The 24,076-nt window shown below is 63.9% G+C and carries 25 protein-coding genes; 14 read left to right on the top strand and 11 right to left on the bottom strand.

Features of this window, described 5'->3' with window-relative positions; all coding sequences use genetic code 11:
• Positions 1–189: 189 nt before the first annotated feature.
• Positions 190–1,008, bottom strand: a complete 819-nt coding sequence (locus IVA96_RS19145) for an alpha/beta hydrolase (RefSeq protein ID WP_247281845.1) — start codon at positions 1,006–1,008, stop codon at positions 190–192.
• A gap of 257 nt (positions 1,009–1,265) precedes the next feature.
• Positions 1,266–2,807: a benzoate-CoA ligase family protein gene (locus IVA96_RS19150; RefSeq protein WP_247281846.1), complete on the bottom strand. Its 1,542-nt coding sequence runs from the start codon at positions 2,805–2,807 to the stop codon at positions 1,266–1,268.
• Between the two features lie 120 nt (positions 2,808–2,927).
• Here IVA96_RS19150 and IVA96_RS19155 point away from each other — a divergent pair, with 120 nt between their 5' ends.
• Positions 2,928–3,836 carry a helix-turn-helix transcriptional regulator gene (locus IVA96_RS19155; protein ID WP_247418663.1) on the top strand — a complete coding sequence of 303 codons (909 nt, stop codon included), beginning with the start codon at positions 2,928–2,930 and terminating at the stop codon, positions 3,834–3,836.
• A 69-nt stretch (positions 3,837–3,905) separates the two neighbouring features.
• Entirely contained in the window at positions 3,906–4,301 is a 396-nt protein-coding gene (locus IVA96_RS19160) for a group II truncated hemoglobin (RefSeq protein WP_247281848.1), read from the top strand.
• Positions 4,302–4,352: 51 nt separating this feature from the next.
• Here the strand turns inward: IVA96_RS19160 and IVA96_RS19165 are convergent, their stop codons facing one another.
• A complete protein-coding gene (locus IVA96_RS19165; protein WP_247281849.1) occupies positions 4,353–4,685 on the bottom strand; it encodes a PRC-barrel domain-containing protein in 333 nt (110 codons plus the stop codon).
• Positions 4,686–4,752: 67 nt separating this feature from the next.
• On the bottom strand, positions 4,753–5,538 hold the full coding sequence (locus IVA96_RS19170; protein ID WP_247281850.1) for an IclR family transcriptional regulator C-terminal domain-containing protein: 786 nt from the start codon (positions 5,536–5,538) through the stop codon (positions 4,753–4,755).
• 109 nt (positions 5,539–5,647) lie between these two features.
• Here IVA96_RS19170 and IVA96_RS19175 point away from each other — a divergent pair, with 109 nt between their 5' ends.
• The 3 genes from IVA96_RS19175 (at position 5,648) to IVA96_RS19185 (ending at position 9,232) form a co-directional block, all read left to right on the top strand.
• The gene (locus IVA96_RS19175) at positions 5,648–7,006 is read left to right on the top strand and encodes an aromatic ring-hydroxylating dioxygenase subunit alpha (RefSeq protein ID WP_247418673.1); all 1,359 of its coding nucleotides are present in this window, start codon (positions 5,648–5,650) and stop codon (positions 7,004–7,006) included.
• A gap of 149 nt (positions 7,007–7,155) precedes the next feature.
• Positions 7,156–8,601 carry a glutamine synthetase family protein gene (locus IVA96_RS19180; protein WP_247281852.1) on the top strand — a complete coding sequence of 482 codons (1,446 nt, stop codon included), beginning with the start codon at positions 7,156–7,158 and terminating at the stop codon, positions 8,599–8,601.
• A 289-nt stretch (positions 8,602–8,890) separates the two neighbouring features.
• Positions 8,891–9,232 (top strand): hypothetical protein, encoded by a 342-nt coding sequence (locus IVA96_RS19185; RefSeq protein WP_247281853.1) that lies wholly within the window; start codon positions 8,891–8,893, stop codon positions 9,230–9,232.
• 125 nt (positions 9,233–9,357) lie between these two features.
• On the opposite strand, the gene IVA96_RS19190 is transcribed toward IVA96_RS19185, so the two are convergent.
• The 7 genes from IVA96_RS19190 to IVA96_RS19220 form a co-directional block, all read right to left on the bottom strand.
• On the bottom strand, positions 9,358–10,071 hold the full coding sequence (locus IVA96_RS19190; RefSeq protein WP_247418674.1) for an ABC transporter ATP-binding protein: 714 nt from the start codon (positions 10,069–10,071) through the stop codon (positions 9,358–9,360).
• Positions 10,064–10,831, bottom strand: a complete 768-nt coding sequence (locus tag IVA96_RS19195) for an ABC transporter ATP-binding protein (RefSeq protein WP_247281855.1) — start codon at positions 10,829–10,831, stop codon at positions 10,064–10,066. The genes IVA96_RS19190 and IVA96_RS19195 overlap by 8 nt, the downstream gene beginning before the upstream one ends.
• Positions 10,824–11,768 (bottom strand): branched-chain amino acid ABC transporter permease, encoded by a 945-nt coding sequence (locus tag IVA96_RS19200; protein WP_247281856.1) that lies wholly within the window; start codon positions 11,766–11,768, stop codon positions 10,824–10,826. The genes IVA96_RS19195 and IVA96_RS19200 overlap by 8 nt, the downstream gene beginning before the upstream one ends.
• Entirely contained in the window at positions 11,765–12,682 is a 918-nt protein-coding gene (locus IVA96_RS19205) for a branched-chain amino acid ABC transporter permease (protein ID WP_247281857.1), read from the bottom strand. Before IVA96_RS19205 ends, IVA96_RS19200 begins: the two co-directional genes overlap by 4 nt.
• 304 nt (positions 12,683–12,986) lie before the next feature.
• Positions 12,987–13,205 carry a hypothetical protein gene (locus IVA96_RS19210; RefSeq protein WP_247418677.1) on the bottom strand — a complete coding sequence of 73 codons (219 nt, stop codon included), beginning with the start codon at positions 13,203–13,205 and terminating at the stop codon, positions 12,987–12,989.
• Position 13,206: 1 nt separating this feature from the next.
• Positions 13,207–13,866 (bottom strand): acyl-homoserine-lactone synthase, encoded by a 660-nt coding sequence (locus IVA96_RS19215; RefSeq protein WP_247418679.1) that lies wholly within the window; start codon positions 13,864–13,866, stop codon positions 13,207–13,209.
• A gap of 85 nt (positions 13,867–13,951) precedes the next feature.
• Positions 13,952–14,680: a LuxR family transcriptional regulator gene (locus IVA96_RS19220; protein ID WP_247281860.1), complete on the bottom strand. Its 729-nt coding sequence runs from the start codon at positions 14,678–14,680 to the stop codon at positions 13,952–13,954.
• A gap of 166 nt (positions 14,681–14,846) precedes the next feature.
• On the opposite strand from IVA96_RS19220, the gene IVA96_RS19225 reads away from it, so the two are divergent.
• From IVA96_RS19225 to IVA96_RS19265, 9 genes are all read left to right on the top strand, one after another.
• The gene (locus tag IVA96_RS19225) at positions 14,847–15,023 is read left to right on the top strand and encodes a hypothetical protein (protein WP_247281861.1); all 177 of its coding nucleotides are present in this window, start codon (positions 14,847–14,849) and stop codon (positions 15,021–15,023) included.
• 217 nt (positions 15,024–15,240) lie between these two features.
• A complete protein-coding gene (locus IVA96_RS19230) occupies positions 15,241–16,179 on the top strand; it encodes a LysR family transcriptional regulator (RefSeq protein WP_247307702.1) in 939 nt (312 codons plus the stop codon).
• Positions 16,180–16,311: 132 nt separating this feature from the next.
• Positions 16,312–17,190: a shikimate dehydrogenase gene (locus IVA96_RS19235; protein WP_247281863.1), complete on the top strand. Its 879-nt coding sequence runs from the start codon at positions 16,312–16,314 to the stop codon at positions 17,188–17,190.
• A 56-nt stretch (positions 17,191–17,246) separates the two neighbouring features.
• Positions 17,247–18,377, top strand: coding sequence for an ABC transporter substrate-binding protein (locus IVA96_RS19240; protein ID WP_247281864.1), 1,131 nt, complete (start codon positions 17,247–17,249; stop codon positions 18,375–18,377).
• A 220-nt stretch (positions 18,378–18,597) separates the two neighbouring features.
• On the top strand, positions 18,598–19,473 hold the full coding sequence (locus tag IVA96_RS19245) for a branched-chain amino acid ABC transporter permease (protein WP_247418688.1): 876 nt from the start codon (positions 18,598–18,600) through the stop codon (positions 19,471–19,473).
• Positions 19,470–20,468 (top strand): branched-chain amino acid ABC transporter permease, encoded by a 999-nt coding sequence (locus IVA96_RS19250; protein ID WP_247281866.1) that lies wholly within the window; start codon positions 19,470–19,472, stop codon positions 20,466–20,468. The genes IVA96_RS19245 and IVA96_RS19250 overlap by 4 nt, the downstream gene beginning before the upstream one ends.
• Positions 20,465–21,208 carry an ABC transporter ATP-binding protein gene (locus tag IVA96_RS19255; protein ID WP_247281867.1) on the top strand — a complete coding sequence of 248 codons (744 nt, stop codon included), beginning with the start codon at positions 20,465–20,467 and terminating at the stop codon, positions 21,206–21,208. Before IVA96_RS19250 ends, IVA96_RS19255 begins: the two co-directional genes overlap by 4 nt.
• A 12-nt stretch (positions 21,209–21,220) precedes the next feature.
• Positions 21,221–21,958 (top strand): ABC transporter ATP-binding protein, encoded by a 738-nt coding sequence (locus IVA96_RS19260; protein ID WP_247281868.1) that lies wholly within the window; start codon positions 21,221–21,223, stop codon positions 21,956–21,958.
• A complete protein-coding gene (locus IVA96_RS19265; RefSeq protein ID WP_247281869.1) occupies positions 21,955–23,826 on the top strand; it encodes a sugar phosphate isomerase/epimerase and 4-hydroxyphenylpyruvate domain-containing protein in 1,872 nt (623 codons plus the stop codon). The genes IVA96_RS19260 and IVA96_RS19265 overlap by 4 nt, the downstream gene beginning before the upstream one ends.
• Positions 23,827–24,076: the final 250 nt, after the last annotated feature.

A 24,076-nucleotide genomic window follows, 5' to 3' on the forward strand; every position in this document is an offset into this window, starting at 1 on the left:
TCACACCCTAAGCTTGATTATGCATTTTCGCCGTAGCGTTAGATGCACAATAATGCATCTTTTTGGATGCGTCTAGCCATTAACTGCCGCGTCATGCACTTTGTTTCATGCCGATGCCGGCCAAGACTGCCTTGATATTACGAGCCCGCTGCGGTCCTACGCGGTCTCGGACCTGTCACGCCGCCGCCATCATGCGGCGCGTCCTTGCAGGCCTCGATCGTCGCGCAGGGCCGCTTTCGCGAATTGCGCGATCGCCTCGAGCGTCGCCGCCGGCGCCTCTCGATGCGGGGAATGCCCCGCACCTGAAATGATTTTCAGATCGACCGGGCAGTAGCACTCCTCCTGCGCGATCTCGACCTGACGCAGAGTGCCGTATTGGTCGTCCACGCCCTGCAGGACCATGACGGGAACGCGGATATAGGCGAGGTATTCCGAGATGTCCCAGTCGCGGAATTTTGGATCGAGCCAGGCGCCGTTCCAGCCGTAGAACGCGTTGTCGACGTCCTGATGCCAGCGCGCGAGCTTGGCCCTAAGGTCCGTGGTCTCGAAGGCCGTCTTGATCGCGGCGATGGATTTCACCGAGACGTCCTCGACGATGAAATGCGGCGCGATCAGCACGAGGCCGCTCAGGCGATGATCCTGATGCGCGCCGGCATAGATCGTCGCGATCGAGGCGCCGTCGGAATGGCCGAGCAGGAGGCCGCGCTTGAAGCCGATCATGTCGAGCAGCTTCGGCAGCACGTCGAGCGCCTCGCGCTGCATGTAATCGAGCGGCCGCGGCAGCGCGACCTTGCTCGACTGGCCGTAGCCTGCGCGCGAATAGACGAAGATGCCGGCGCCTGTGGCTTGCTGAAGCTTGTCCGGGAAGTCGCCCCACTGCGCGAGCGAGCCGAGGCCTTCATGCAGCATGACGATGCTGGGCGCGTCTGCAGCTTGCGGCGCGAGCCATTTGTATTCGAGGCAGGCGCCATCGATGCTGAGGAAACCGGTGGGGGTGAGGTTGGTCATGGTGTTACTCTTCTCTCTCGTCGTATCGAGCGTGGGACGCAATCACGCGCGGCTCGCTCGGTCGTTCCCTCCCCCTTGTGGGGGAGGGCTAGGGAGAGGGGTGCCACACGGGAACTCCCGGTGTGACGAAGAACATCGTTGCGCGACGACAATGACCGATTGCTTGGCTACCCCTCTCCCCCGCCCTCCCCCCACAAGGGGGGAGGGAGCGCAGCGGAGTTTGCCGCGCGCGCGAGTCGCACGTCGCATAGGCCCGCTCAATTCGCCCCCTCCCGCAACTTGAACCGCTGAATCTTCCCGGTCGCCGTCTTCGGCAGCGAATCCACCACGTCGATCCAGCGCGGATATTTCCACGGGCCGATCTTCTGCTTGACGTGCTCCTTCAGCATCTCCTGCAAGTCCGTCGTCTTCGCACCCGGACGCAGCACGACGAAGGCTTTTGGCTTCAACAGCCCTTCCGGATCGGCCTCGGGCACGACAGCGGCTTCCAGCACGGCGGGGTGTGTGATCAGTGCGCTCTCGACCTCGAAGGGGGAGACCCAGATGCCGGAGACCTTGAACATGTCGTCGGCACGGCCGCAGAAGGTATAGCGGCCGTCGGCATCCCTGACATATTTGTCGCCGGTGCGGGTCCACGGGCCTTCAAAAGTGCGGCGGCTCTTATGGCGTTGATTCCAGTAACCCTCGCCAGCGGAGGGCGCATCGACCAGGAGCTCGCCGATCTCGCCATCGGCGACGTCCTCGCCGGCCTCGTTGACGAGCCGCACTGCATAGCCCGGCACCGGCTTGCCGGAGGAGCCGTACTTGATGTCGCCGGGCGCGTTCGACAGGAAGATGTGGAGCAACTCGGTCGAGCCGACACCGTCAATAATGTCGACGCCGAAGCGCGCCTTCCAGCTACGACCAACGGATTCCGGCAGCGCCTCGCCGGCCGAGGTGCAGATGCGCAACGCCTTGCCGCCGCGCTCGTTCTTCATCGACTCATCGTTGAGCATGGCCGCGAACAGCGTCGGCACGCCGTAGAAGATCGAAGGATTGTAGCGGTTCATCAGGTCGAACATGCGTGCCGGCGTCGGCCGCTCGCTGTTCAGGATCACGCTGGCGCCGACCGACATCGGGAAGGTCAGCGCATTGCCGAGGCCATAGGCGAAGAACAGCTTTGCGGCGGACAGGCAGACGTCGCTCTCGCGGATGCCGAGCACCTGCTTGGCGTAGGTATCCGCGGTCGCCTGCAAGTTCGAATGCAGATGGCGCACGCCCTTGGGCATGCCGGTGGAGCCCGACGAATAGAGCCAGAACGCCGGCTCGTCCGGATGCGTCGCCGCCGTGGTGAACTGGTCGCTCTCGCCCGCGAGCTCCTCGGCGAGCTGCCTGTGGCCATTCTGCTTGTCGCCGGAGACCACAACGTGCTCGAGATTGGGCATGCGGCCGACGACGTCCTTGATGACGGGATAGAGCGCCTCAGACACGAACAGCACGCGGGCGCGGCAATCGGCGAGAATGTAGGCGTATTGGTCCGCGGTCAGCAGCGTGTTGAGCGGCACCGGCACGATGCCGGCGCGGATCGCGCCGAGGAACACGATCGGGAAGTCGACCGTATCCAACATGATCATCGCCACGCGCTCCTCGCGACGGATGCCGAGCCGGCGCAGCATGTTGGCGGCGCGGCGCGTCTGGTGCTGCAGTTCGCCATAGGTGAGCCGCGAGACGGTGTCGTCGAAGACAGGCTTGCCTCCCCTGCCCTCTTCGACGTTACGGTCGAGCAGCCAGGTCACCGCGTTGTAGGATCCCTCGCTCACGGACGTCTCCCCAATTTAGAATTATAATTCATAGAAAGACACTGTGGCGGCTTGCTGTCAATGCCAGCAGGCATTATGTTTCATTAAAATGCGCCGCAGGACATCCGCTAAAGAAGACTCATGATCGAAAGTCCCGACGCCGAATCCCGATTTCTCGAACAGCTCGGCCAGCGCGTGCGCACCATGCGCGCGCTGCGCGGCATGTCGCGCAAAGTGCTCGCCAAAGTATCAGGGATTTCGGAGCGCTACATCGCGCAACTCGAGAGCGGCAAGGGCAATGTCTCGATCGTGCTGCTCCGACGCGTCTCCGACGCGATGGGTGCACATCTCGAAGACCTGCTTCCTAGCGCCGATCCAACGCCAGACTGGCAGATGTTCCGCGATCTCCTGCGCAAGGCGACACCGGCGCAGATTGCACAGGCCAAGGATCTGCTCGCCGGCGGCAGCGCGTCTGCACCGCGGCGCGCGCCGTTCTGCGGCATTGCGCTGATCGGCCTACGCGGCGCCGGCAAATCCACACTTGGTCGGATGCTGGCGAAGAAGATCGGCTGGAGTTTTGTCGAGCTCAACAAGGAGGTCGAGCAGCAGAACGGGCTCTCGGTCGCCGAGATCATTGCGCTGTACGGCCAGGAAGGCTTTCGCCGCATGGAGCAGGCGGCGCTGCAGCAGCTGCTCGCGCGCAACGAGCTGATGGTGCTGGCGACCGGCGGCGGCATCGTCTCCGAGCCCCTGACCTTCGACCAGATCCTGTCGTCGTTCTATACGATCTGGCTGAAGGCCGAGCCGGAGGAGCACATGGCCCGCGTCCGCCGCCAGGGCGATCTGCGTCCGATGGCGGACGATCGCTCGGCGATGGCCGAGCTGCGCAACATCCTGCTCAGCCGCGAACCGCTGTATTCGCGCGCCACCGCGGTGGTGGACACCGCGGGCCTGTCCGTCGATGCCGCGGCCGCACGGCTGATCGACGCGGTCCGCCCGGTGCTGCAGAACGAAGCGCGCAGCTTCGGCCTGCGCAGCCTCGCGCTGTAGAATCCCTTCCTCGCTGCATCTACACCCTCCAATTTCACTATATCCCAGCCCAACAGCAAGCGAAGACCGATGACCGATAGCGACGTCGCAATCTCCATGTTCGAGCGGATCGGCGGCAGTGCCACGATCGAGCGGCTGGTCGATCGCTTCTACGAGCGCATGGACACGCTGCCGGAAGCGAAAGTCATCCGCGCGATGCATGCGGCCGACCTCGGTCTGATCAGGGACGTGCTGAAGCGCTATCTGACCGAATGGACCGGCGGCCCGCGGCTCTACTCCGTCGAGAAAGGCCATCCGCGGCTGCGCCAGCGCCACATCGGCTTTGCGATCGGTGATGCCGAGCGCGACGCATGGATGGCCTGCATGCGCGGCGCGCTGGAGGAGACGGTCAGTGACACGAACGCGCGGCAGGACCTCGCCAAGGCGCTGTCCGGTCTCGCCGACTGGATGCGCAACCGGAATTGATCGGGCGTGGTGCTGCCGACCTTTAGCCCGCCCACACGAGCTGCGACGCGGCTAGACCGACCAGTAATGCGGATGCGGGTAGGACCGCGAGCGGTCGCCCCAGTCGAACGCATCGTCGTCGAACTCGCATGGGCCGCTGCTGAGCTCGTCCAGCGTCAACTCGGTCTGGAACGCCTGCCGGCTTGGATCGTATTTCAGCGCGCTCCACTGGAGAGGGTAATGGTGACGGGTGCCGAGCAGCCCGCCAGTCTTGATCACGGCATAGGCGACCATTCCGCTCATCTTGTCCAGCATCAGTCGCTCGATCGTGCCGAGCTTCGTCCCGTCGCGTCCGTACACGGCGACGTGCTCCACGCGATCGCTGGGAACCATGGTATGGTGCATGGCGTCCTCCCTGTTCTCTTGTGCTTGCCCTCATTATAGCACCGGTTTCGAGGCGACGGGAATGCAGCTACAGAAGCTGCGAGCGCACCAATTCCGCGCCCTCGCGCAACAGCGGCAGGAAACGGTCGAGCAGCTCCTGTGCCGGCACGCGGTCGACGTGAGCCCCCATGTTGATGGCGGCGACGATCACGCCGTCATAGCGCCGGACGGGAACCGAGATCGAGCGGAAATGCGGCTCCGCCTCGCGGTCGACCAGTGAATAGCCCTGCGCGCGGTCGGCAGTGATGCGCGCTAGCAGCGCTTTTGAATCAACCTCCGTCTGCGGCGTCAGCGCCTCGCGCTTCATGGTCTTCAGTCGCGCTGCAAGATCGGCATCATCGAACTGGCCGAGCATTGCGCGACCGACAGAGGTGCAGAAGGCCGGAAGGCGGTAGCCGATCTCGAGACCGCCGGAGAAAACGCGCGCAGGGCTTCCGCGCGCGATGAATACGACGTCATCGCCATCGAGCACCGCGAGCGACGAGATCTCCTGCGCGGCGGTCGCGATGCGATCAAGGACCGGCTGAAGGACCACGACGAGCTGGTTCGAGCGCAGATAGGACGCTGCCAGCGTCAGCACATGAGGCGTCAGCGAGAACAGCTTTCCGTCACCGGAAGCGAAGCCGCCGCGCTGAAGCGTGAACAGCATGCGCCGCGCGGTGGCGCGGGGCAGATCGGCGGCGCGGGCAAGATCGCTCAGCGTCATCGGGCCGGCTGTAGTGCCGAAGCACTGGAGCAGCCGTAAACCGCGATCAAGGCTCTCGACGAAATCCGTCGCGCGCTCCTCGCTCTCGCTCCGCTTTACCTTGGGCATGGCTTCAGATGATCCTGCAAAATAGTGCTTGCTGCCGCGCCAAGGCATGTCATAATTCGCCCATTCGTTCAATAGGCGAACAAACTCCCTGCACAAGGATGTACGCGCCATGATGAGCCAGGAGCAGAACGACCTGATCACCCGCACCGGGCCCAAGGACCCCTGCGGCAGACTGATGCGGAGTTACTGGCAGCCGGCGGCGCTGGTGGACGAGCTAGAGGGTGCGCGGCCGATCCGTCCCGTAAAACTGCTCGGCGAGAGCCTGGTGCTGTTTCGCGACGAGACCGGACGGTACGGCCTGATCGACCGCCATTGCGCGCATCGCGGCGCCGACCTCGCCTTTGGTCGGCTCGAACATAGCGGCCTGCGCTGCGCCTTCCATGGCTGGCTGTTCGACGCCACCGGCCAGTGCATCGAGACGCCGGCCGAGCCGAAGGATTCCAAGCTCTGTCAGAACATTCGCCAGCGCTCTTATCCCGTCGTCGAGAAGAGCGGCATCCTCTGGGCTTATCTCGGCGAAGGTGCGCCGCCGGCCTTCCCGGAGCTCGACTGCTTTGTTGCGCCCGGCACGCACACGTTCGCCTTCAAGGGCCACATGGCCTGCAACTGGCTCCAGGCGCTGGAGGTCGGCATCGATCCCGCGCACGCCTCCTATCTGCACCGCTTCTTCGAGGACGAGGACACCTCGACCGCCTACGGCAAGCAATTCCGCGGTGCCTCCGCCGGCTCTGACTTGCCGATGACGAAGATCCTGCGCGAATACGACCGTCCAATCATCAATGTCGAGCATACCGAATACGGCCTCAGGCTGATCGCGCTGCGCGAGATCGACGAGGAGCGCACCCATGTGCGCGTCACCAATCAGCTCTTCCCACACGGCTTCGTCATCCCCATGAGCACGGAGATGACGATCACGCAGTGGCACGTGCCGCTCGATGACGAGAACTGCTATTGGTACGCGATCTTCACCAGCTACACGAACCCGGTGGACAAGGCGAAGATGCGCGAGCAGCGGCTCGAGCTCTATGAGTTGCCCGACTACAAATCGCGCAAGAACCGCAGCAACGATTACGGCTTCGATCCGCACGAACAGCAGACCGCGACCTACACCGGCATGGGCACCGACATCAACGTCCACGACCAGTGGGCGGTGGAATCGATGGGCGCGATCCAGGACCGCACCAAGGAGCATCTCGGTCAGAGCGACAAGGCGATCGTGCAATATCGCCGCCTGCTGCGGCAGGAGATCGAGAAGGTGACGGGCGGCGAGAAGCCGATGCTGTTCCTGGACGAGGCCAACGCGCGCAGCATCCAGGGACCGGCGACCATGGACGGCATTGGTCCGACGCGGGGCTGGGAGACCTACTGGATGGAGGTCGACGTCAAGCGCCGCCGCGACGCGCCATGGACCGCGCCGGTGCCGAAGGACATCGCCGACAACGTGCACCGGCTGACGGCGGCGGAGTAGCGCGGAATGCAGGGCCCTCCTTCGTCATTGCGAGCGCAGCGAAGCAATCCAGACTGCCTCTCCGGAAAGACCCTGGATTGCTTCGCTGCGCTCGCAATGACGGGGTATGTTGCAGCGGCCTCGCGCCTTACGGCTTCAGGAGTAGCAAAGTGACTTTCGTCGCGCGCCATGCGCTGTGGTCGGATGAGCAGAGGGACGCGGCGGCGCGCATGCGCCGCATCGTCGAGGAAAAGAACCTCGAGATCATCCGCCTCGCCTTCCCGGACCAGCACGGCATCTTGCGGGGAAAGACCATCATCGCCGCTGAAGCTCTCGCCTCGCTGGAGAGCGGCTGCTCCATCACCACGACGATGCTTGCCAAGGACACCTCGCATCGCACGGTGTTTCCGGTGTTCACCTCCGGCGGCGGCTTCGGCATGAAGGAGATGGAGGGCGCAGCCGACGTGCTGATGGTCGCCGATCCCAGCACTTTTCGCGTGCTGCCGTGGGCGCCCGCCACAGGCTGGGTGCTGTGCGATCTCTATTTCAACGATGGCCGCGCCGTGCCGTTCGCAACGCGGGCGCTGTATCGCAAGGTTCTCGATGACCTCGCAAGCCGCGGCCATGATTTCGTCGCCGGGCTCGAGGTCGAATTCCACGTCTTCAAGCTCGACGACGCGCATATGCGGCCCGAGGACGCCGGCCAGCCCGGCACGCCGCCCTCGGTCAGCCTGCTCAGCCACGGCTATCAATATCTCACCGAGCAGCGCTTCGACCAGATGGAACCGGTGCTGGAGATTTTGCGGCGTGACATCGTCGCGCTCGGCTTGCCCTTGCGCTCGGTCGAGGTCGAGTTCGGCCCCAGCCAGTGTGAGTTCACCTTCGCGCCGAAGAAGGGGCTGGAGCCCGCCGACAACATGGTGCTGTTCCGCTCTGCCATAAAGCAGATCGCGCGCCGGCATGGCTATCACGCCACCTTCATGTGCCGGCCGAAACTGCCGAACGTGTTCGCGAGCGGCTGGCACTTGCACCAATCGATCGTCTCGCGCGGAAATGGCGAGAACCTGTTCATGGCCAAGGAAACGGCAAAGGACAGCGAGCCGCTCAGCGCGTTCGGCCAGGCGTACCTCGCCGGCCTGCTCGACCACGCCCGCGCCTCCACCGTGTTCACCACGCCGACCATCAACGGTTACAAGCGCTACCGCTCCTATTCGCTGGCACCGGACCGCGCGATCTGGGGCCGCGACAATCGCGGCGTGATGATCCGCGTGCTCGGCACGCCCGGCGATGCTGCGACGCGCCTGGAGAATCGCATCGGCGAGCCCGCCGCCAATCCCTATCTCTACATGGCCTCACAGATTCTCTCCGGCCTCGACGGTGTCGACCGCAAGCTCGATCCAGGCCCGTCGGCGGACACACCCTACGAGACCAAGGCGCCGCTCTTGCCGAAATCGCTGCGCGACGCCGTCGCTGCGCTGAAGGACGATCCGTTCTTCCGCGAAAAGCTTGGGCCTGAGTTCGCCGACTATTACACCCACATCAAGAACGCCGAGATCGATCGCTTCCTGTCTGAGGTAACCGACTGGGAGCACCGCGAATATTTCGAGATGTTTTAATCGAGGAGCTCACGCCTCCGTGAGGCGACTTCGTCCCACCTGTTCCGACGACATCTGACTGCCATCCGACGAAGCCATTTTCCCCATCCCTCGAAAACCGGCGGAAAGACGCCGGGTCTAGATTAGCCGTGATGAACAACGGAGTTCGATCATGTGGGACCAATTATTCAGCCTGATCTATCACCTCTCCTGCCGGACCACGCTGATTGAGATCGGGACGCATCGGCTAGCGCGTTAACTTCCCTATCGGACCGAATAGGTAACACGCATTGGCCAAATGGGCACTTACATGCGCAAGCTGATTCTGATCGCGGCCCTGTTGCTGGTTGCAACAGAAGCCTTTGCTGCTGGCCCGCGAAGCCTGAGCCTCGCCGCAACCGATGCGAGCCAGGCCGAGCAGCCCGCCGCGACGGCCGCGCCGCAGTCGACCCAGGCCCCGGCAGGGCCCGCGGCCGTTCAGGCCACAACGACGACGCCCACGCCGCCACCTGCTGCAACCGCCGCAACGGCCGCGCAGTCGACTGCCACGCCCGCGAGCAGCACGACCGGCAGCAGCAAGGCGAAGCGACGCCAGCCCTCCGTCGAAGCGCGCGTGATCCGCGAACTGCATCGCCACGGGATTTATTGGTGAGGGCAAGCTCTCACGACCGCCATTGCCAGCGAAGCGAAGCAATCCAGACTGCCGCCGAGGATCCTGGATTGCTCGCTGCGCTCGCAAGGGCGAAGTTGGGGCGGACGTCGCGCTCCTTAGGGGCCTCAGATTCCTAAATATTTATGCTGAAGGTCCGGCGCGGCCATCAGCTCGTCGGAGGTGCCGCTCCAGACCGTCTTGCCGCGCTCGATGATGTAGTGGCGGTCGCAGATGCGGGCGAGGTGATCGACATTCTTGTCGACCACCAGGATCGACTGTCCGCGGCTCTTGAGCAGCGACAGGCAGTTCCAGATCTCTTCGCGAATCAGCGGCGCGAGGCCTTCGGTCGCTTCATCCAGAATCAGAAGCTTCGGGTTGGTCATCAGTGCGCGCCCGATGGCGAGCATCTGCTGCTCTCCGCCGGAGAGCTGGTTGCCCATGTTGGAGGCACGCTCGGCGAGGCGCGGAAACAGCACGTAGATCGCGGCCAGCGTCCAGGGATTGGGGCTAGCGAAACGATCGGCGGCGGCGGCTACGAGATTTTCGCGCACGGTGAGGTTCGGGAAGATCTGACGTCCCTCCGGCACGATGCCGACGCCGAGCTGGGCGATCCGGTATGACGGAAGCTGCCGCACCTCGACGCCCGCGAAACGGATGCTGCCTGCGCGCGCCGGCGTCAGGCCCATGATGGAGCGGATGGTGGTGGTCTTGCCCATGCCGTTGCGGCCCATCAGCGAGACCATCTCGCCCGGTTTGATCGACAGCGACAGGCCGAACAGCACCTGGGACAGGCCGTAGCAGGTCTCGATGCCCTCGACGTCCAGCAGCGTGTCAGCCATGATGCGTCACCACATGCTGATCGCCGAGATAGGCGCGCTTGACGTCCTCGTTCTGGCGGATCGCGGCCGGATCGCCGGAGGCGATGACGCGGCCATAAACCAGCACCGAAATCCGGTCGGCGAGCGCGAACACCGCCGGCATGTCGTGCTCGACGAGCACGATCGAGACCTCTTTGCGCAGCTCCTGGAGCAACTTCACCATGCGCTGCGATTCGGTGACGCCGAGACCTGCCATCGGCTCGTCGAGCAGCAGGAGCTTCGGCTTGCTCGCGAGCGCAACCGCGAGCTCGAGCTCGCGCCGCTCGCCATGGCTGAGCCTGGACACCACGACATCGGCGCGGTGCAACAGGCCGACGCGATCGAGCGCTGCATGGGCGGCATCGCGCAGGCCCTTCTCCTTGCGCGCATTGGCGAAGAAGCGGAACGACGTACCGGCATGCGCTTGGGCTGCCAGGGCGACATTATCGGCGGCGGTGAAGTCGAGCAGCAGCGAGGTGATCTGGAACGAACGGGCGAGGCCCAGCGCGCAGCGGCGATAGGCCGGCAGATAGGTGATGTCCCGCCCCGCCAGCGACACGCTGCCGGAATGCGGTTCGAGGTGCCCCGTGAGCTGGCTGATCAGCGTGGTCTTGCCGGCACCGTTCGGGCCGATAATGGCGTGCAACTCGCCGCTAGCGACCTCGAGCGAGACGTTGTCGGTCGCGATGATGCCGCCGAAGCGGCGCACCAGCTTTTCGACGCGGAGCAGGGGTTCAGCCACGGCCAGCCCTCCCGAGCGCGCCCATGATGCCGCCGCGGCCGAACAGGACGATGAGCAGCAAGAGCGGGCCCATGATCAGCGCCCAATATTCGGTGATCTGCGACAAGAACTCTTCCAGCAGCAGGAACACCACCGCGCCCATGATCGGACCGAACAGCGTGCCCATGCCCCCCAGGATCACCATCACCATGAGATCGCCGGAGCGGGTCCAGTACATCACGGCGGGACTGACGAAATCGGTGTTATTGGCGAGCAGCGCGCCGGCAAGGCCGCACATGGTGCCTGATATGACGAAGCAGACGAGCTGGTAGCGCTTGGCGGCGAAGCCGATCGCCTGCATGCGCTGCTCGTTGGAGCGCAGGCCCTGCACGACGAGGCCGAAGCGCGAATTGACGATGCGCCAGATCAGGAAAATGACACCGAGCAGGCAGGCGAGGCAGAGATAATAGAACTGCATGCGGTCGCCGAGATTGATCAGTCCGGAGAAGTCGCTGCGCTTGTAAACGGTGAGACCGTCGTCGCCGCCGTAGCGCGCCAGGCCCGAGGCGACGTAATAGGCCATCTGCGCGAAGGCCAGCGTGATCATGATGAAATAGACGCCGCGCGTGCGCAAAGAGAGCGCGCCGATCACCAGCGCGTAAGTCGCGGAGGCCGCAAGCGCGACGGGAAACTGGATGAAGCCGCTTCCGACGCCCTCCTGCGCGAGCATCCCGACTGCGTAGCCGCCGATGCCGAGATAGGCAGCGTGACCAAAACTCATCATGCCGCCGAAGCCCATGATGAGATTGAGGCTCGCCGCCGCCAGCGCCAAGATGATGATACGGGTGAACAGCGTCAGGATGAAGATGTTGCCGGTCAGGTGCGAATAGAGCGGCAGCAGCACGAGGCCCGCCAGCATCAGGGCCGTCACGGCTTTGCTCACACTGAAAGCCTTCATCGACGATTGGCCGGAAACAGCCCCTCCGGCCGCACCACCAGCACGATCGCCATTAGGAGATAGATCAGCATGGACGACAGCGCGGGCGCGGCAGTGGAGGCCGCGGCGCCGCTCAGCACCTGCCGGAGCAGGTTCGGCAGGAAAGCGCGGCCGAGCGTGTCGATCATGCCGACGAAGATTGCGGCCAGGAACGCGCCGCGGATCGAGCCAATGCCGCCGATCACGATGATGACGAAGGCGAGGATCAGGATGTTCTCGCCCATGCCGATCTGCACGGTGAGGATCGGCGCCTGCATCAGACCGGCAAGGCCTGCGAGCGCGGCACCTAAGCCAAAAACCAGCGTGTAGAGCAGCTTGATGTTGATGCCGAGCGCGCCGATCATCTCGCGGTTGGAGGCCCCGGCCCGGATCAGCATGCCGATGCGGGTGCGCATCACGCCGAGATAGAGCAAAAGCGCGACCAGCAGCGCGACCGCGATGATGGCGAGGCGATAGGCGGGATAATGAATGCCGGGCAGGATCGGGACCGGCACGGTGAGCCAGGCCGGCAGCGGCAACGCCAGGCCGGCCGGGCCCCAGATCAGCCGCACGGCTTCGTTGAAGAACAGAATCAGGCCGAAGGTCGCGAGCACGTGGTCGAGATGGTCTCGCCCGTAGAGATGCCGCAGCGCAGTCATCTCGAGCACGATGCCGAGCACGAGGGTTGCGCCAAGCGCCATCAGCGCACCGAGCAGGAAGCTGCCGGTCCACGCGGCGAAGGTCGCGGCGAAATAGGCGCCCATCATGTAGAGCGAGCCGTGCGCGAGGTTGACGAGATCCATGATCCCGAACACCAGCGTCAGGCCGGCGGCGAGCAGGAACAGCAGCAGGCCGAACTGCAATCCGTTCAAGAACTGTTCGACGACGAGCAGCATCAAGACTCTTTCAGGCGCACGCAGTGTCACGCCGATGTTCGAACACGGTCGCCATCAGTGAAAGAGCTCCCCCTGCCTGTTCAAGGCCGAAAAATGGGTAATGGCAGTATCGTTCCGAGGCAAGTGCGATTTGACACCAAACATGCACTTTGTTGCATCCCGGCGCCACGCGGCCGACACCTGCTTTGCAATGCAAGAAGATTGCCGCGCGGTATGGGGCAACCTGCCGCACCCAAACGGTCACCCTCCCCCAGGCAAGCCGAGGGAGGGTGGAATGTCGTTGAAGCTTTAGCGAGAGATGCGTCTAGTGCGACGTCATCTGGTTGGGAAGGTCGTCCGGTTCAGCGAGCACGCTATTCACCGTCGAGGCCTCCAGCGCTGCCATCCTGAACAGATAGGCCAGCGTCGTCAGTCCGGCATCGTCCGCCATCTGCGCGAGCTCGAGCGCCATGTCGGACATGTAACCGAGATTCTCGTCCTCGATCTGCGCCATGATCTGGCTGTCCCGCATCATGTTCGACATCTCAAGCGCTCTTTCGTTGCGCGGCAGCGACGCCGCGGAGGTTAGCACGGGCAATACAGTCGATCCGCGGACCGTCCTGCTGGACGATGCTCGTCATTCCGATACGGTCGCGCACGATATCGAGCGACCCCTGACTGACCTCGATCGTTGCAGCCATGGTCCAGGAATTTTCCATCAGCGCCGGCAATCCCAGCGGTGTCACGATGAATCCGATGTCGTTGAAGCGCGGCAACCACCACGTCTCCATGACGAGACAGAGACGCTCGATGCCCTGATCGAGACAGAACTCCTGCGCAGCCGCCATCAATTGCAGATTGAAGGCGCCGTCGCGGCGCTCCCGTGACACGAAGAAGCGCGACCACTCCCAGACCAGCGGGTCCGACGGGCATCCGCGCACGGCCGCGAGATGCGGGAAGACTTCGCTCATCATTGTCGGTCTGGCGGTGGGATACAGGCGGAAGCTGCCGAGCACCCGGCGGTTTTCGAGAGCCAGCAGGTAGACCGCATCCTCATTGTCGTAGCTATCGATCTCGCGGCCGTCGGGCTTGCGTAGCGACTCCCATTTCCGCTCCTCGACAAAAATCTCGTGACGGACCCGAAAATACTGTTCGAGAACGTCCTCGTTGAGGTGCCGATTGGCGGCAGAAATCACATGAATCATGCACTCCCCCCTGGCTCGAAATGAAGGGAGCCTCAGCGAAAAAGGCAAAGTCGACTATTGGGAAATTTCCCAGTAGGCGAGGATTTCAGGGATTGATGATTCTGTGGCGGATCGCGATCGCGACCGCATGCGTCCGGTTGACGGCGCCGAGCTTGCGCGCGGCAGTTGCAAGATGCTCTTCCGCAGTGCGTTGCGTGATGTGCAGGATCTCGCCGATCTCCCAGGCGGACTTGCCTTGCGACGCCCAGGCAATCACCTCGCGCTCGCGCGGGGTCAGGCGCATCGACGGATGCGGCGCCGGATCGAGCAGACGGCGAATGTGATCGAAGCCGTACATCCCGATCAGGTGCAGCGCCGGCTTGCTGCGCGCATTGAGATCGAGGTGGACGCCACCGAGCGAGACGCCGGCCTCATAGCCGGTCAAGCCGTGGATCGGCACGACGAAGCCGCGCGACATGCGGAAATCGGCGGCGCGCCGCATCACCTCCACCGCACCCGGCTCCAGCTCCGGATCATACGGCGCCTCAGACCACTCGAAAGGATTCACCGTCTGCCGGCATTTGCGGATCACGGGGTCGACACGGTCGTAACTCTTTTGGACATAGAGGTTGAACCACTCCGCCGGCCATTTCTTGGCGAGCACCATCTGGGAAAAGCGCTGATCGGGATTCGGCAAGCCCGTTACGATGATATGTTCGAAACCGTATCGGCTGAACGCGGTCGCAAGCGCGTCCATGGCGTCCGGAACTTTGGTATAGGCTTCCAAGCCTTCGATGAAGTCGAGCGCCTCCCGACCATAGTCTACGGCGGACATCAGTGCGTTTCCTGACTCTCGCCCCGCCGTATAGCACGCATTGGGGAGCTGCCTCAGGTCGCCGTGGCCGTAGTTTACCGGTGCTCATCCGCTCCGAAGACTTAATCTACTTGTGGCAGAAATGACGTCACGATACACCTGAAGCGTACGAAGCGGGAAAACCACGATGGAAGACGAGGACATCGCTCTCAACAGCGTGCTCGGCCTGGAATTGAACCGCGTGTTTTTCGCCGTCCGCCAAACGGCAAACAAGCAAAAGATCATCGAGTTCGCGCGCGAGGTGCTGCAAAGCGAGCGCGCCGAGCTGGCGAACAGCCTCTTGCCCGAGGGCCCGGCGGGTTAGCCAACGCAGTTGCAGCTTCACGCGCCCCGCTTCCATTTGAACGCGCTGATTTCCGTCGAAACGATCCGACTGTTGCCGTCTCCCCTCCCGAGCGGGAAGCCTAAGGACCCGAGAGCAACTTGCCTCCTCCGCCCATGTTGACAGACACTTGCCGCTGGATGACATCTCGGCTCTCGTGAGATGATCGAGATCACGATCATCCTTCGGACGCCCGGACATGATGACGCTGCGCCAGGTTGAAGTGATACGTGCCGTGATGGTGACGGGCACCATCGGCGGCGCGGCGAAGCTGCTCAACGTCTCGGCACCGGGGATCAGCCGCCTCGTCAAATACACCGAGCGCTCGCTCGGCATCCGCTTCTTCCAGCGCCAGAACGGGCGCTATTTCCCGACGCCGGAAGCCGAGAACATCTTCGAGCAGATCAACGGCGTCTACAAGAAGGTCGACGACCTCTCCGAGATCATCTCCAAGATCGGCCGCGGCGGATTGTCGGAGCTGCGCATCGGCTCGGTGCCGAGCATCTCGCAGGTGATGGTGCCGCGCGCGATCGAGCGCGTCCGCCGCCGCTATCCGGACCTCGGCATCGACATCAACATCCTCAAGCTCGAGGAAGCCATCGATTATCTGATGCTCGGCCGCGGCGAGTGCGTGGCGATGAGCTACCGACTGGAACATTCAGGGCTCGACTTCATGCCGCTCGCCTCGGGCGAGCTCTATTGCATCGTGCCGCCGGGACATGAGCTCGCCGGCCGCAAGCAGGTCTCTGCCGCCGAGATCACCCGCTATCCGCTGATCGGGATCGATCCGAACGACCCTTACGGACGGATCATGGCCGAGATCTTTGCGCGCAACCGGCTCGACTACAACATCACCATCCGCGCGCGCTTCGGCACCACGGTCTGCGCCCTGGTCAAGGCGGGGCTCGGCATCGCTATCATCGACCAGTTCACGGTGGCCCATGGCGGCTATCCCGGAATCGAGCTCTTGAAGATCACCGAGCCGACGCGGTTCGACACCTATATCGCGGTGAAGCGCGGCGCGCCGCTGTCGCTCCATGCCGAGTATTTCATCGATGCCCTGCGCGCCGAGATGCGCGCGGTCGAGCCGTCCCGCGGCAACGGCAAGGCCGTTTCGGCACGCGGGCGGAAGAAATAACATTATGTTAGGTTTACCGGATAAAAGGGTAATTGTGTTAGGCAGGGGAAAGGCTATCGTCGCGGCTGGAATTGCGCGGATTTCCCCGCTAATGGCCGGGCCCGGACGCTCCCAACGAGACGATAGCGAACCATGTCGAAGCGCGAACACGCCGCCAGCAGGAAGCTTCTCACCGGCCTGATCGGCGCGCCGATCGCGCATTCCGCGTCCCCCGCCATGCATGAGCGCGCCGCCGAGGCGCTCGGCCTGCGCGGCCACTACCAGCTCATCGAAGTGGCCGGTGCCGATGCGGCCGGGCTCCGCATGATGCTCGAAGGCGTGCGCCGGCTCGGCTTTGCCGGCGTCAATGTGACCTATCCTTATAAGGAAGCGGTGGTCCCACTGCTCGATGCGCTGGCGCCGGACGCTGCCGCCATGGGCGCGGTCAACACCGTCGTCGTCAGGGACGGCCAGCTGACCGGCCACAACACCGACACTACAGGCTTTGCGCGTGCGGTGGCCCCGCTGCTGGCGCCATCAGCCAACTCCGTTGCCGTGATCGGCGCAGGCGGCGTCGGCAAGGCGATCGCGTTTGCGCTGGCGGGCCTGGAGGTGACCGATATCCGCATCTTCGACAGCGAGCCGGCGCGCGCCGAGAAACTCGCCTCGCTGCTTGCCAGGCAGGGCCGCGCGAGGGTGGCCGGAAACGTCGAGGACGCACTCGATGGTGCAACCGGTCTCGTCAATGGCACGCCGGTCGGCATGCTGCCGAACCGAGACACCCCGGTGCCGGCGGCGCTGCTCAGGGCAGACCTGTGGGTCGCCGATGCCGTCTATTCGCCGCTGATCACGCCGCTGCTTGCCGCAGCGCGACAGAAAGGCGCTCTGATCATGACCGGGCGGGAGCTTGCGATCTATCAGGCCGCCGACGCCTTTGAACTGTTCACCGGCCTTGCTCCATCGACCGAGATCATGGGAGAGGCTTTTGATGCCGTGATGGCTGCGCGCACCGCCGCCTATCAGGCAGCTTGAGACGAAGCGGCCGGGCACAAGGCCGCTTGCAAGATTTGAAACGGGAGGAGAGGACGATGAAATCAACGCTATTGGTGGGCGCGCTGCTCACCGCCATGACGGCAACGAGCGCCCTTGGCCAGGCGATCAAGCTCGCCGACGTCGCCGAGCTCTCCGGCGGCGGCGCCACCGTCGGCACCAACTGGAAGAACGGCATCGACCTCGCGATCGAGGAGATCAACGCCAAGGGCGGCGTGCTCGGCCGCAAGCTGGAGGTCACCCACGCCGACTCGCAGTCCAACCCCGGCGTCGCCCGCGCCCAGGTGCAGAAGGCGCTCGACGCCGAGCCCTATGTGCTGCTCGGTCCCGGCTATTCCGGCTCGGTGAAGGTCACCGCGCCGCTCGCGGCCGAAGCCGGTATAGCGCAGATCATGGGCGGCGAAGCCGCAGAGCTGACGCAGGCGGGCAACAAGTTCCTGTTCCGCACCTCGTTCGGCCAGCAATCCTCGATGCCGAAGGTCGCCAAATACATCCACGACGAGATGAAGGCGAAGACGGTTGCGGTGGTCTGGGTCAACAACGACTTCGGCCGCGGCGGCCGCGACGTCGTCGTCAAGGAGCTCGACCGGCTCGGCTCCAAGGTGGTTGCCGATCTCTCCACCGAAGCGGGCCAGGCCGATTTCGCCGCCGACGTCGGCAAGATCAAGGCTGCCAATCCCGATGCCGTGTTCGTTTATCTCAATGAGGAAGAGAGCGCGCGCATCCTGAAAGAACTGAAGCGGCAGGGCGTCACCGCACCGCTGATGGGCGAGACCACGCTGATCGGCCAGAAGGTGATCGAGCTCGCTGGCGATGCCGCCAAGGGCGCGCGCGGCCATGTCGGCCTCACCACCGATGCCCCGGTCGATCTGATCAAGGCGTTCCGCGAGAAATTTTCCAAGAAGTACAATTACGTGCCTGATCATAACGGCCTGAAGGGCTATCTCGCCGTCTACATGGTCAAGGCCACCACCGAGAAGATGGGCAAGGTCGACTCGAAGAAGTTTGCCGACACGCTGCATGGCCTGACCATCAAGGCCGCCGACGAGCCGGGCATTTTGATGGACGTCACCTTCAGCGACACCGGAGACATCGACCGTCAGAGCTTCCTGGTCGAGGTGGTCGAAGGCAAGCAGGTCGTGAAGCAGGTGCTGCCGAAAGTGAAGTGAGGTTCGTCTCTCTCCGCTTGCGGGGAGAGACCGGAATTTGCGCAGCAAATTCCGGGTGAGGGGGAGCTTCCGCGGGTCCAACTATTACCGCCCTCGCGAAGGCTCGCCCTCACCGTAGCCGATGCTTCGCATCGGCGTTCTTAAGAACGGCGGCCGTAGGCCGCCTACGCCTCTGCCCGCAAACGTGACGAACGGGAAGGCAGAACGGCGAGAGGGGAAAATGTCCAGTCTGTTCGATCTTCTGGTCGCGGGACTTGCCACCGGCGCGATCTATGCGCTGGTCGCGGTCGGCTTCACGCTGCTGTGGCAGACTTCGCAGACCATCAATTTCGCCCAGGGCGAGTTCGTGATGCTGCCGGCGTTCCTGATGCTGGCGGCGATGCATGCCGGCGCCCCGTTCTGGCTCGCGATCATCCTCGGCATCCTGCTCTCGATGATCTTGCTCGGTCTCGCCTTCAAGCTGCTGCTGGTCGATCCGATGATGCGCCACGGCGTGCTGCCGCTGGCGATCGCGACCATGGCGCTGGCCATCGGCATCAAGGAATCCGTCAAGCAGTTCTTCAGCGCCGAGGCCTCGCCCTTCCCGTCGATCGTGCCGACCGGCGATATCTCCATCCTTGGCCATGCGGTGTCGCTGCAAAGCATCGGCGTCCTCGTCGTCGCCATCCTTGCCGTCTTCGGCTTGACCGCACTGCTCAACCGCACCTCGCTCGGCCACCAGATGCAGGCGGCGGCGCAGAACCCGACGGTGGCGCGGATCATCGGCGTGCCGGTCGAGCGCATGATCCTGCTGACCTTCCTGATCAACGCCTTCCTGGTGGCGCTAGCCTCACTGCTGATCACGCCGATCTATCTCGCCAAATTCTCCTCCGGCGAGGTGCTGGGCCAGGCGGCATTCATCGCCGCGATCGTCGGCGGCTTCAACCAGGTGCGCGGCGCAATCGCCGGCGGTCTTTTGATTGGCGTGCTCGACAATCTCGCGGCCGCCTATGTCTCGACGCAGTATCGCGCCGCCGTTCCGATGATCTTCCTGATCGCCGTCATCCTGTTCCGGCCGCAGGGCTTGCTCGGCCGCGCCGAGGAGCGCACGGTATGATCAGCTTTGGCAAACCCCTGAAGATTGCGCTCGGCCTCATCGCCATCGCCGCGCTGATCATTGTCCCCATGAACTTCAACCGTTACGGTCTGTTCATCCTGAGCCAATGGGCGGTGATGAGCATCGCCGCGATGGGGCTCAACCTTACGCTCGGCTATGCCGGCCAGGTCTCGCTGGCGCAGGGCGCCTTCGTCGGCATCGGCGCTTATGCGGCGGCGATCATGACCACCCATGGCTGGCCGCTGCCGGCCGCGATTCTGGTCGCGATCGCCTTGAGCTTTGCGGTCGGCTGGGTGCTGGGTTATCCCGCGCTGCGCGTGCAGCACCACTACCTCGCCTTCGTTACCCTCGCCTTCTCCACTCTCGCCTTCCTGGTGTTCCGCAACGAGAGCTGGCTCACCGGCGGCATCTACGGCATCTCCAACATCCCGCGCCCGCACGTCTTCGGGCTAGCGACCAACAAGCCGCTGCCCTTCTATTATGTCTGCCTCGGCTCGCTCGCGATCGTGTCGCTTGCCGTGTGGTGGCTGATCCGCTCGCCCTGGGGCCGCGCCTTCATGGCGCTGCGCGAGAATCCGCTGCGTGCGCAATCGCTCGGCGTCGACACCCGGCGCTACACGCTGATGGCCTTTGCGATCGGCTCGGCGCTCGGCGGCGTCGCCGGCGCACTCTATGCGCCGCTGACGCAATATATCGATCCCGTGCCGTTCAACCTGTCGCTCTCGCTCGACCTGCTGATGATGGTGATCGTCGGCGGGGCCGGCTTCTATTTCGGTCCGTTCCTGGGCGCGATGATTGCCGTGCTGCTGCCGGAATGGCTGCGCTTCACCGAAGGCTATTATCTCATGCTCTATGCGGTTGCGGTGATGCTGCTCTTGATCTGGTCGCCGACCGGCATCCTGGGAATCCTCGATCGCGCGATGGCGGCGCGACGGACCAAGGCGGCGTCCGCGCTGCGCGCCGTCGCAAAGTCACGCCTGGAGACGGTGCAATGAGCGCAGTCCTCGAGGTTACCAATATCAAGAAAAACTTTGGCGGCATCAGCGCCGTCGATGGCGTCAGCTTCGACGTGCGCGAGGGCGAGATCCTCGGCCTGATCGGACCGAACGGCTGCGGCAAGTCGACGCTGTTCAACTGCATCCTCGGCCAGCTCACGCCGTCAGGCGGCGAGGTCAGGCTGGACGGCAAGGTGGTGACGGGCCTGCGGCCCTCCGAACTCAACAAGTTGGGGGTCAGCCGCACCTTCCAGCTCCTGCAGGTTTTTCCAAAGCTCTCGGTGCGGGAGAACCTGATTCTGGCCGGACAGGAGCACCAGGGCAACATGGCCTCGCGCCTCGTCGGCCGCTCCGATGCCGGGCTGAGCGACGCCGCCAACCAGATGATCGGCTTCTTCAAGCTCGACCATCTCGCGGACGAGCCGGCCGGCGGCCTCTCCTATGGCCAGCAAAAACTGCTCGATGCCGCCATGGCCTTCATGGGCGGACCGCGCCTGGTGCTGCTCGACGAGCCAGCCGGCGGCGTCAACCCGTCGATGCTGGCGGACCTCAAGGACCGCCTGGTTGCGATCAACCGCGAGAAGAACGCCACCTTCGTCGTGATCGAGCACAACATGGAATTCGTGATGTCGCTGTGCTCGCGGGTGATGGTGATGGCGGAAGGCAAGGTGCTGGCGATGGGACGGCCGGATGAGGTGCGGAAAAACCTCGCCGTCATCGAAGCCTATCTCGGACATTAGGGAGCGCGAGCCATGAGCGACCCGATCCTCTCTGTTCACAATCTCGTCGGCGGCTACGGCAAGATGACGATTTTGAACGGCACGACCTTCGCCGTGCCGCAAGCCACGATCACGACGATCATCGGCCCGAACGGCGCCGGCAAGTCCACCGTCTTCAAGGCAATCTTCGGCCTGCTCAAGCTGCGCGAGGGCAAGATCAGCTTTGCCGGCCGCGACGTCACGAACCTGAGCCAGCGCGCGCTGCTCAATGCCGGCATCTGCTACGTGCCGCAGGGCCGCAACATCTTTCCCGAGCTTTCGGTACGCCACAACATCGAACTCGGCGGCGTCGCTGCGGACAAGAGCCTCGATCTTCCCAAGCGGATCGAGGCGGCACTCGACCTGTTTCCGGCGCTGCGGCAAAAATCGACGCAGCAGGCTTCCACGCTGTCCGGCGGCGAGCAGAAGCAACTCGAGATCGCCCGCTCGCTGCTGCTCGAACCCAGGCTGGTGCTGATCGACGAGCCCTCGATCGGCCTGTCGCCGCTGATGGTGCAGCAGACCTTCGATATCCTCAAAAGCTTGCGCGACCGCGGCGTCACGATCCTGATGATCGAGCAGAACGCACGTTCGGCGCTGGAGATCTCGGACATCGGCATCGTGCTCGAGCTCGGCCAGACCCGGATGATCGACGACGCCAAGCGCATTCTGAACGATCCCCGCATCGGGCAATTGTTCCTGGGCGGCGCCATGGAGGAGAGCGCCGCATGAACAAGCGTTCGATCGCAACCGTGTCCCTCTCCGGCACCCTCGACGAAAAGCTGCGCGCCATCGCCTCAGCCGGCTTCGACGCGGTCGAGATCTTCGAGAACGATCTGTTGTCGTTCGGCGCGGGCCCGCGCGAGGTGGCACAGCTCTGCAAGGACCTCAATCTCGAGATCTGCGCGTTCCAGCCGTTCCGCGATTTCGAAGGCATGCCGGAGCCGCAGCGTTCGCGCAACTTTGCCCGTGCGATGCGCAAGTTCGATTTGATGCAAGAGCTCGGCACCGATCTCTTGCTGATCTGCTCCAACGTTTCGCCCACCTCGCTTGGCGGCATCGACCGTGCCGCGGACGATTTTCGCGAGCTCGGCGAACGTGCGGTGAAACGTGGTTTGCGCGTCGGATACGAGGCGCTGGCTTGGGGACGACACGTCAACGACTACCGCGACGCCTGGGAGATCGTGCGCCGCGCCGATCATCCGGCAATCGGCATCATCCTCGACAGCTTTCATGCGCTGGCGCCCGGCTTTCCGACCCGCGCGATGGCTTCGATTCCCGGCGACAAGATCTTTCTGGTGCAGCTTGCTGACGCGCCGAAGCTCGAGCTCGACATCCTCTCCTGGAGCCGGCACTTCCGCTCCTTCCCGGGCCAGGGTGACCTCCCGGTCCGCGAGTTCATGGCGGCGGTGGCGGCGACCGGCTATGCCGGGCCGCTGTCGCTGGAGATCTTCAACGACCAGTTCCGCGCCGGCTCGGCGGCCCAGACGGCGGTCGACGGCCTGCGCTCGCTGATCCTGCTGGAGGACCAGCTCGCACCGGACTGGCCAAAGCTTGTCCGCGAGCCGCTGGCGCCGAAATCCAGAAGCCACGGTACCGGCTTCGTCGAGTTCGCCGTCAACGAGACCAAGGCCGGCGAGCTTGCCCGACTGTTCGCGCAGCTCGGTTTTCGCAGGACCGGCAAGCACCGCAGCAAGGCGGTGGAGCGTTGGTCGCAAGGCAAGGTCGAGCTCGTCATCAATTCCGAGACGGACGGCTTTGCGCATTCGCATTACGTCACCCATGGCCCCGGCGTCTGTGCGATCGCACTCGACGTCGACAATGCGGGCCTTTCCATGCAGCGCGCCGAAGCGCTGAAGGCGCGCACCTTCTACCAGCCGGTCGGGCCGGGCGAACTCGAGATCCCGGCGATCCACGGCGTCGGCGGCAGCCTGCTCTATTTTCTGGATCAGGCCGGCAAGAACTGGGACACCGATTTCGAGCCGGTACCGAGCGAGGCGAGCGAGGACGCGCTGCTGGCGGTCGATCACATCGCGCAGTCGATGCCCTATGACGAGATGCTGTCCTGGCTGTTGTTCTACACCGGCATCCTCGACCTGACGCGACTGCCGCAGATGGAGATCGTCGACCCGAGAGGCTTGGTGCAGAGCCAGGCCATCATCAACGCCGACCAGAGCCTGTGCTTCGTGCTCAACGGCTCCTCTGCCAACCGCACGCTGCCGTCGCGCTTCATCTCCGAGTTCTTCGGCTCCGGCGTGCAGCACGTCGCGTTCTCGTGCCGCAACATCTTTGCGACGGTCGCGGAGATGCGCAAGCGCGGCGCGGATTTCCTCGACATCCCTGATAATTACTACGACGACATCGAAGCCAAATACGACCTTTCGCCCGAGCTGATGGCGCAACTGCGCGCCAATCACATCCTCTACGACCGCGAGGGTGACGGCGAATTCTTCCAGGTCTACACCCACATCTTCGACGAGCGCTTCTTCTTCGAGATCGTCGAACGGCGGCGCTATCAGGGCTTTGGCGCGGCCAATGCCGGCATCAGGCTCGCAGCGCAGGCCCGCGAGGTGCGGCCTGCGAGCATGCCAAGGATGTAGGCTCCTCCGGGTGAGGGGGTCTCCGCGAGTCACATCGCAGCGACGAGCAAGGCTCCCTCAACACGTCATTGCGAGCGTAGCGAAGCAATCCAGAATCCCTCCGCGGAAAGACTCTAGATTGCTTCGCTACGCTCGCAATGACGGTGCGGCGACTATCGAATAAACGTCTCTCTCCGTCCCAACGGAGACTTCTCCTCACCCAGCCCCTCTCCCCGCATCCGCGTACGCTAAAGCTTCGGCGGGCAAGCGC

The sequence above is a fragment of the Bradyrhizobium sp. 159 genome (assembly GCF_023073795.1).
GTDB lineage: Bacteria > Pseudomonadota > Alphaproteobacteria > Rhizobiales > Xanthobacteraceae > Bradyrhizobium.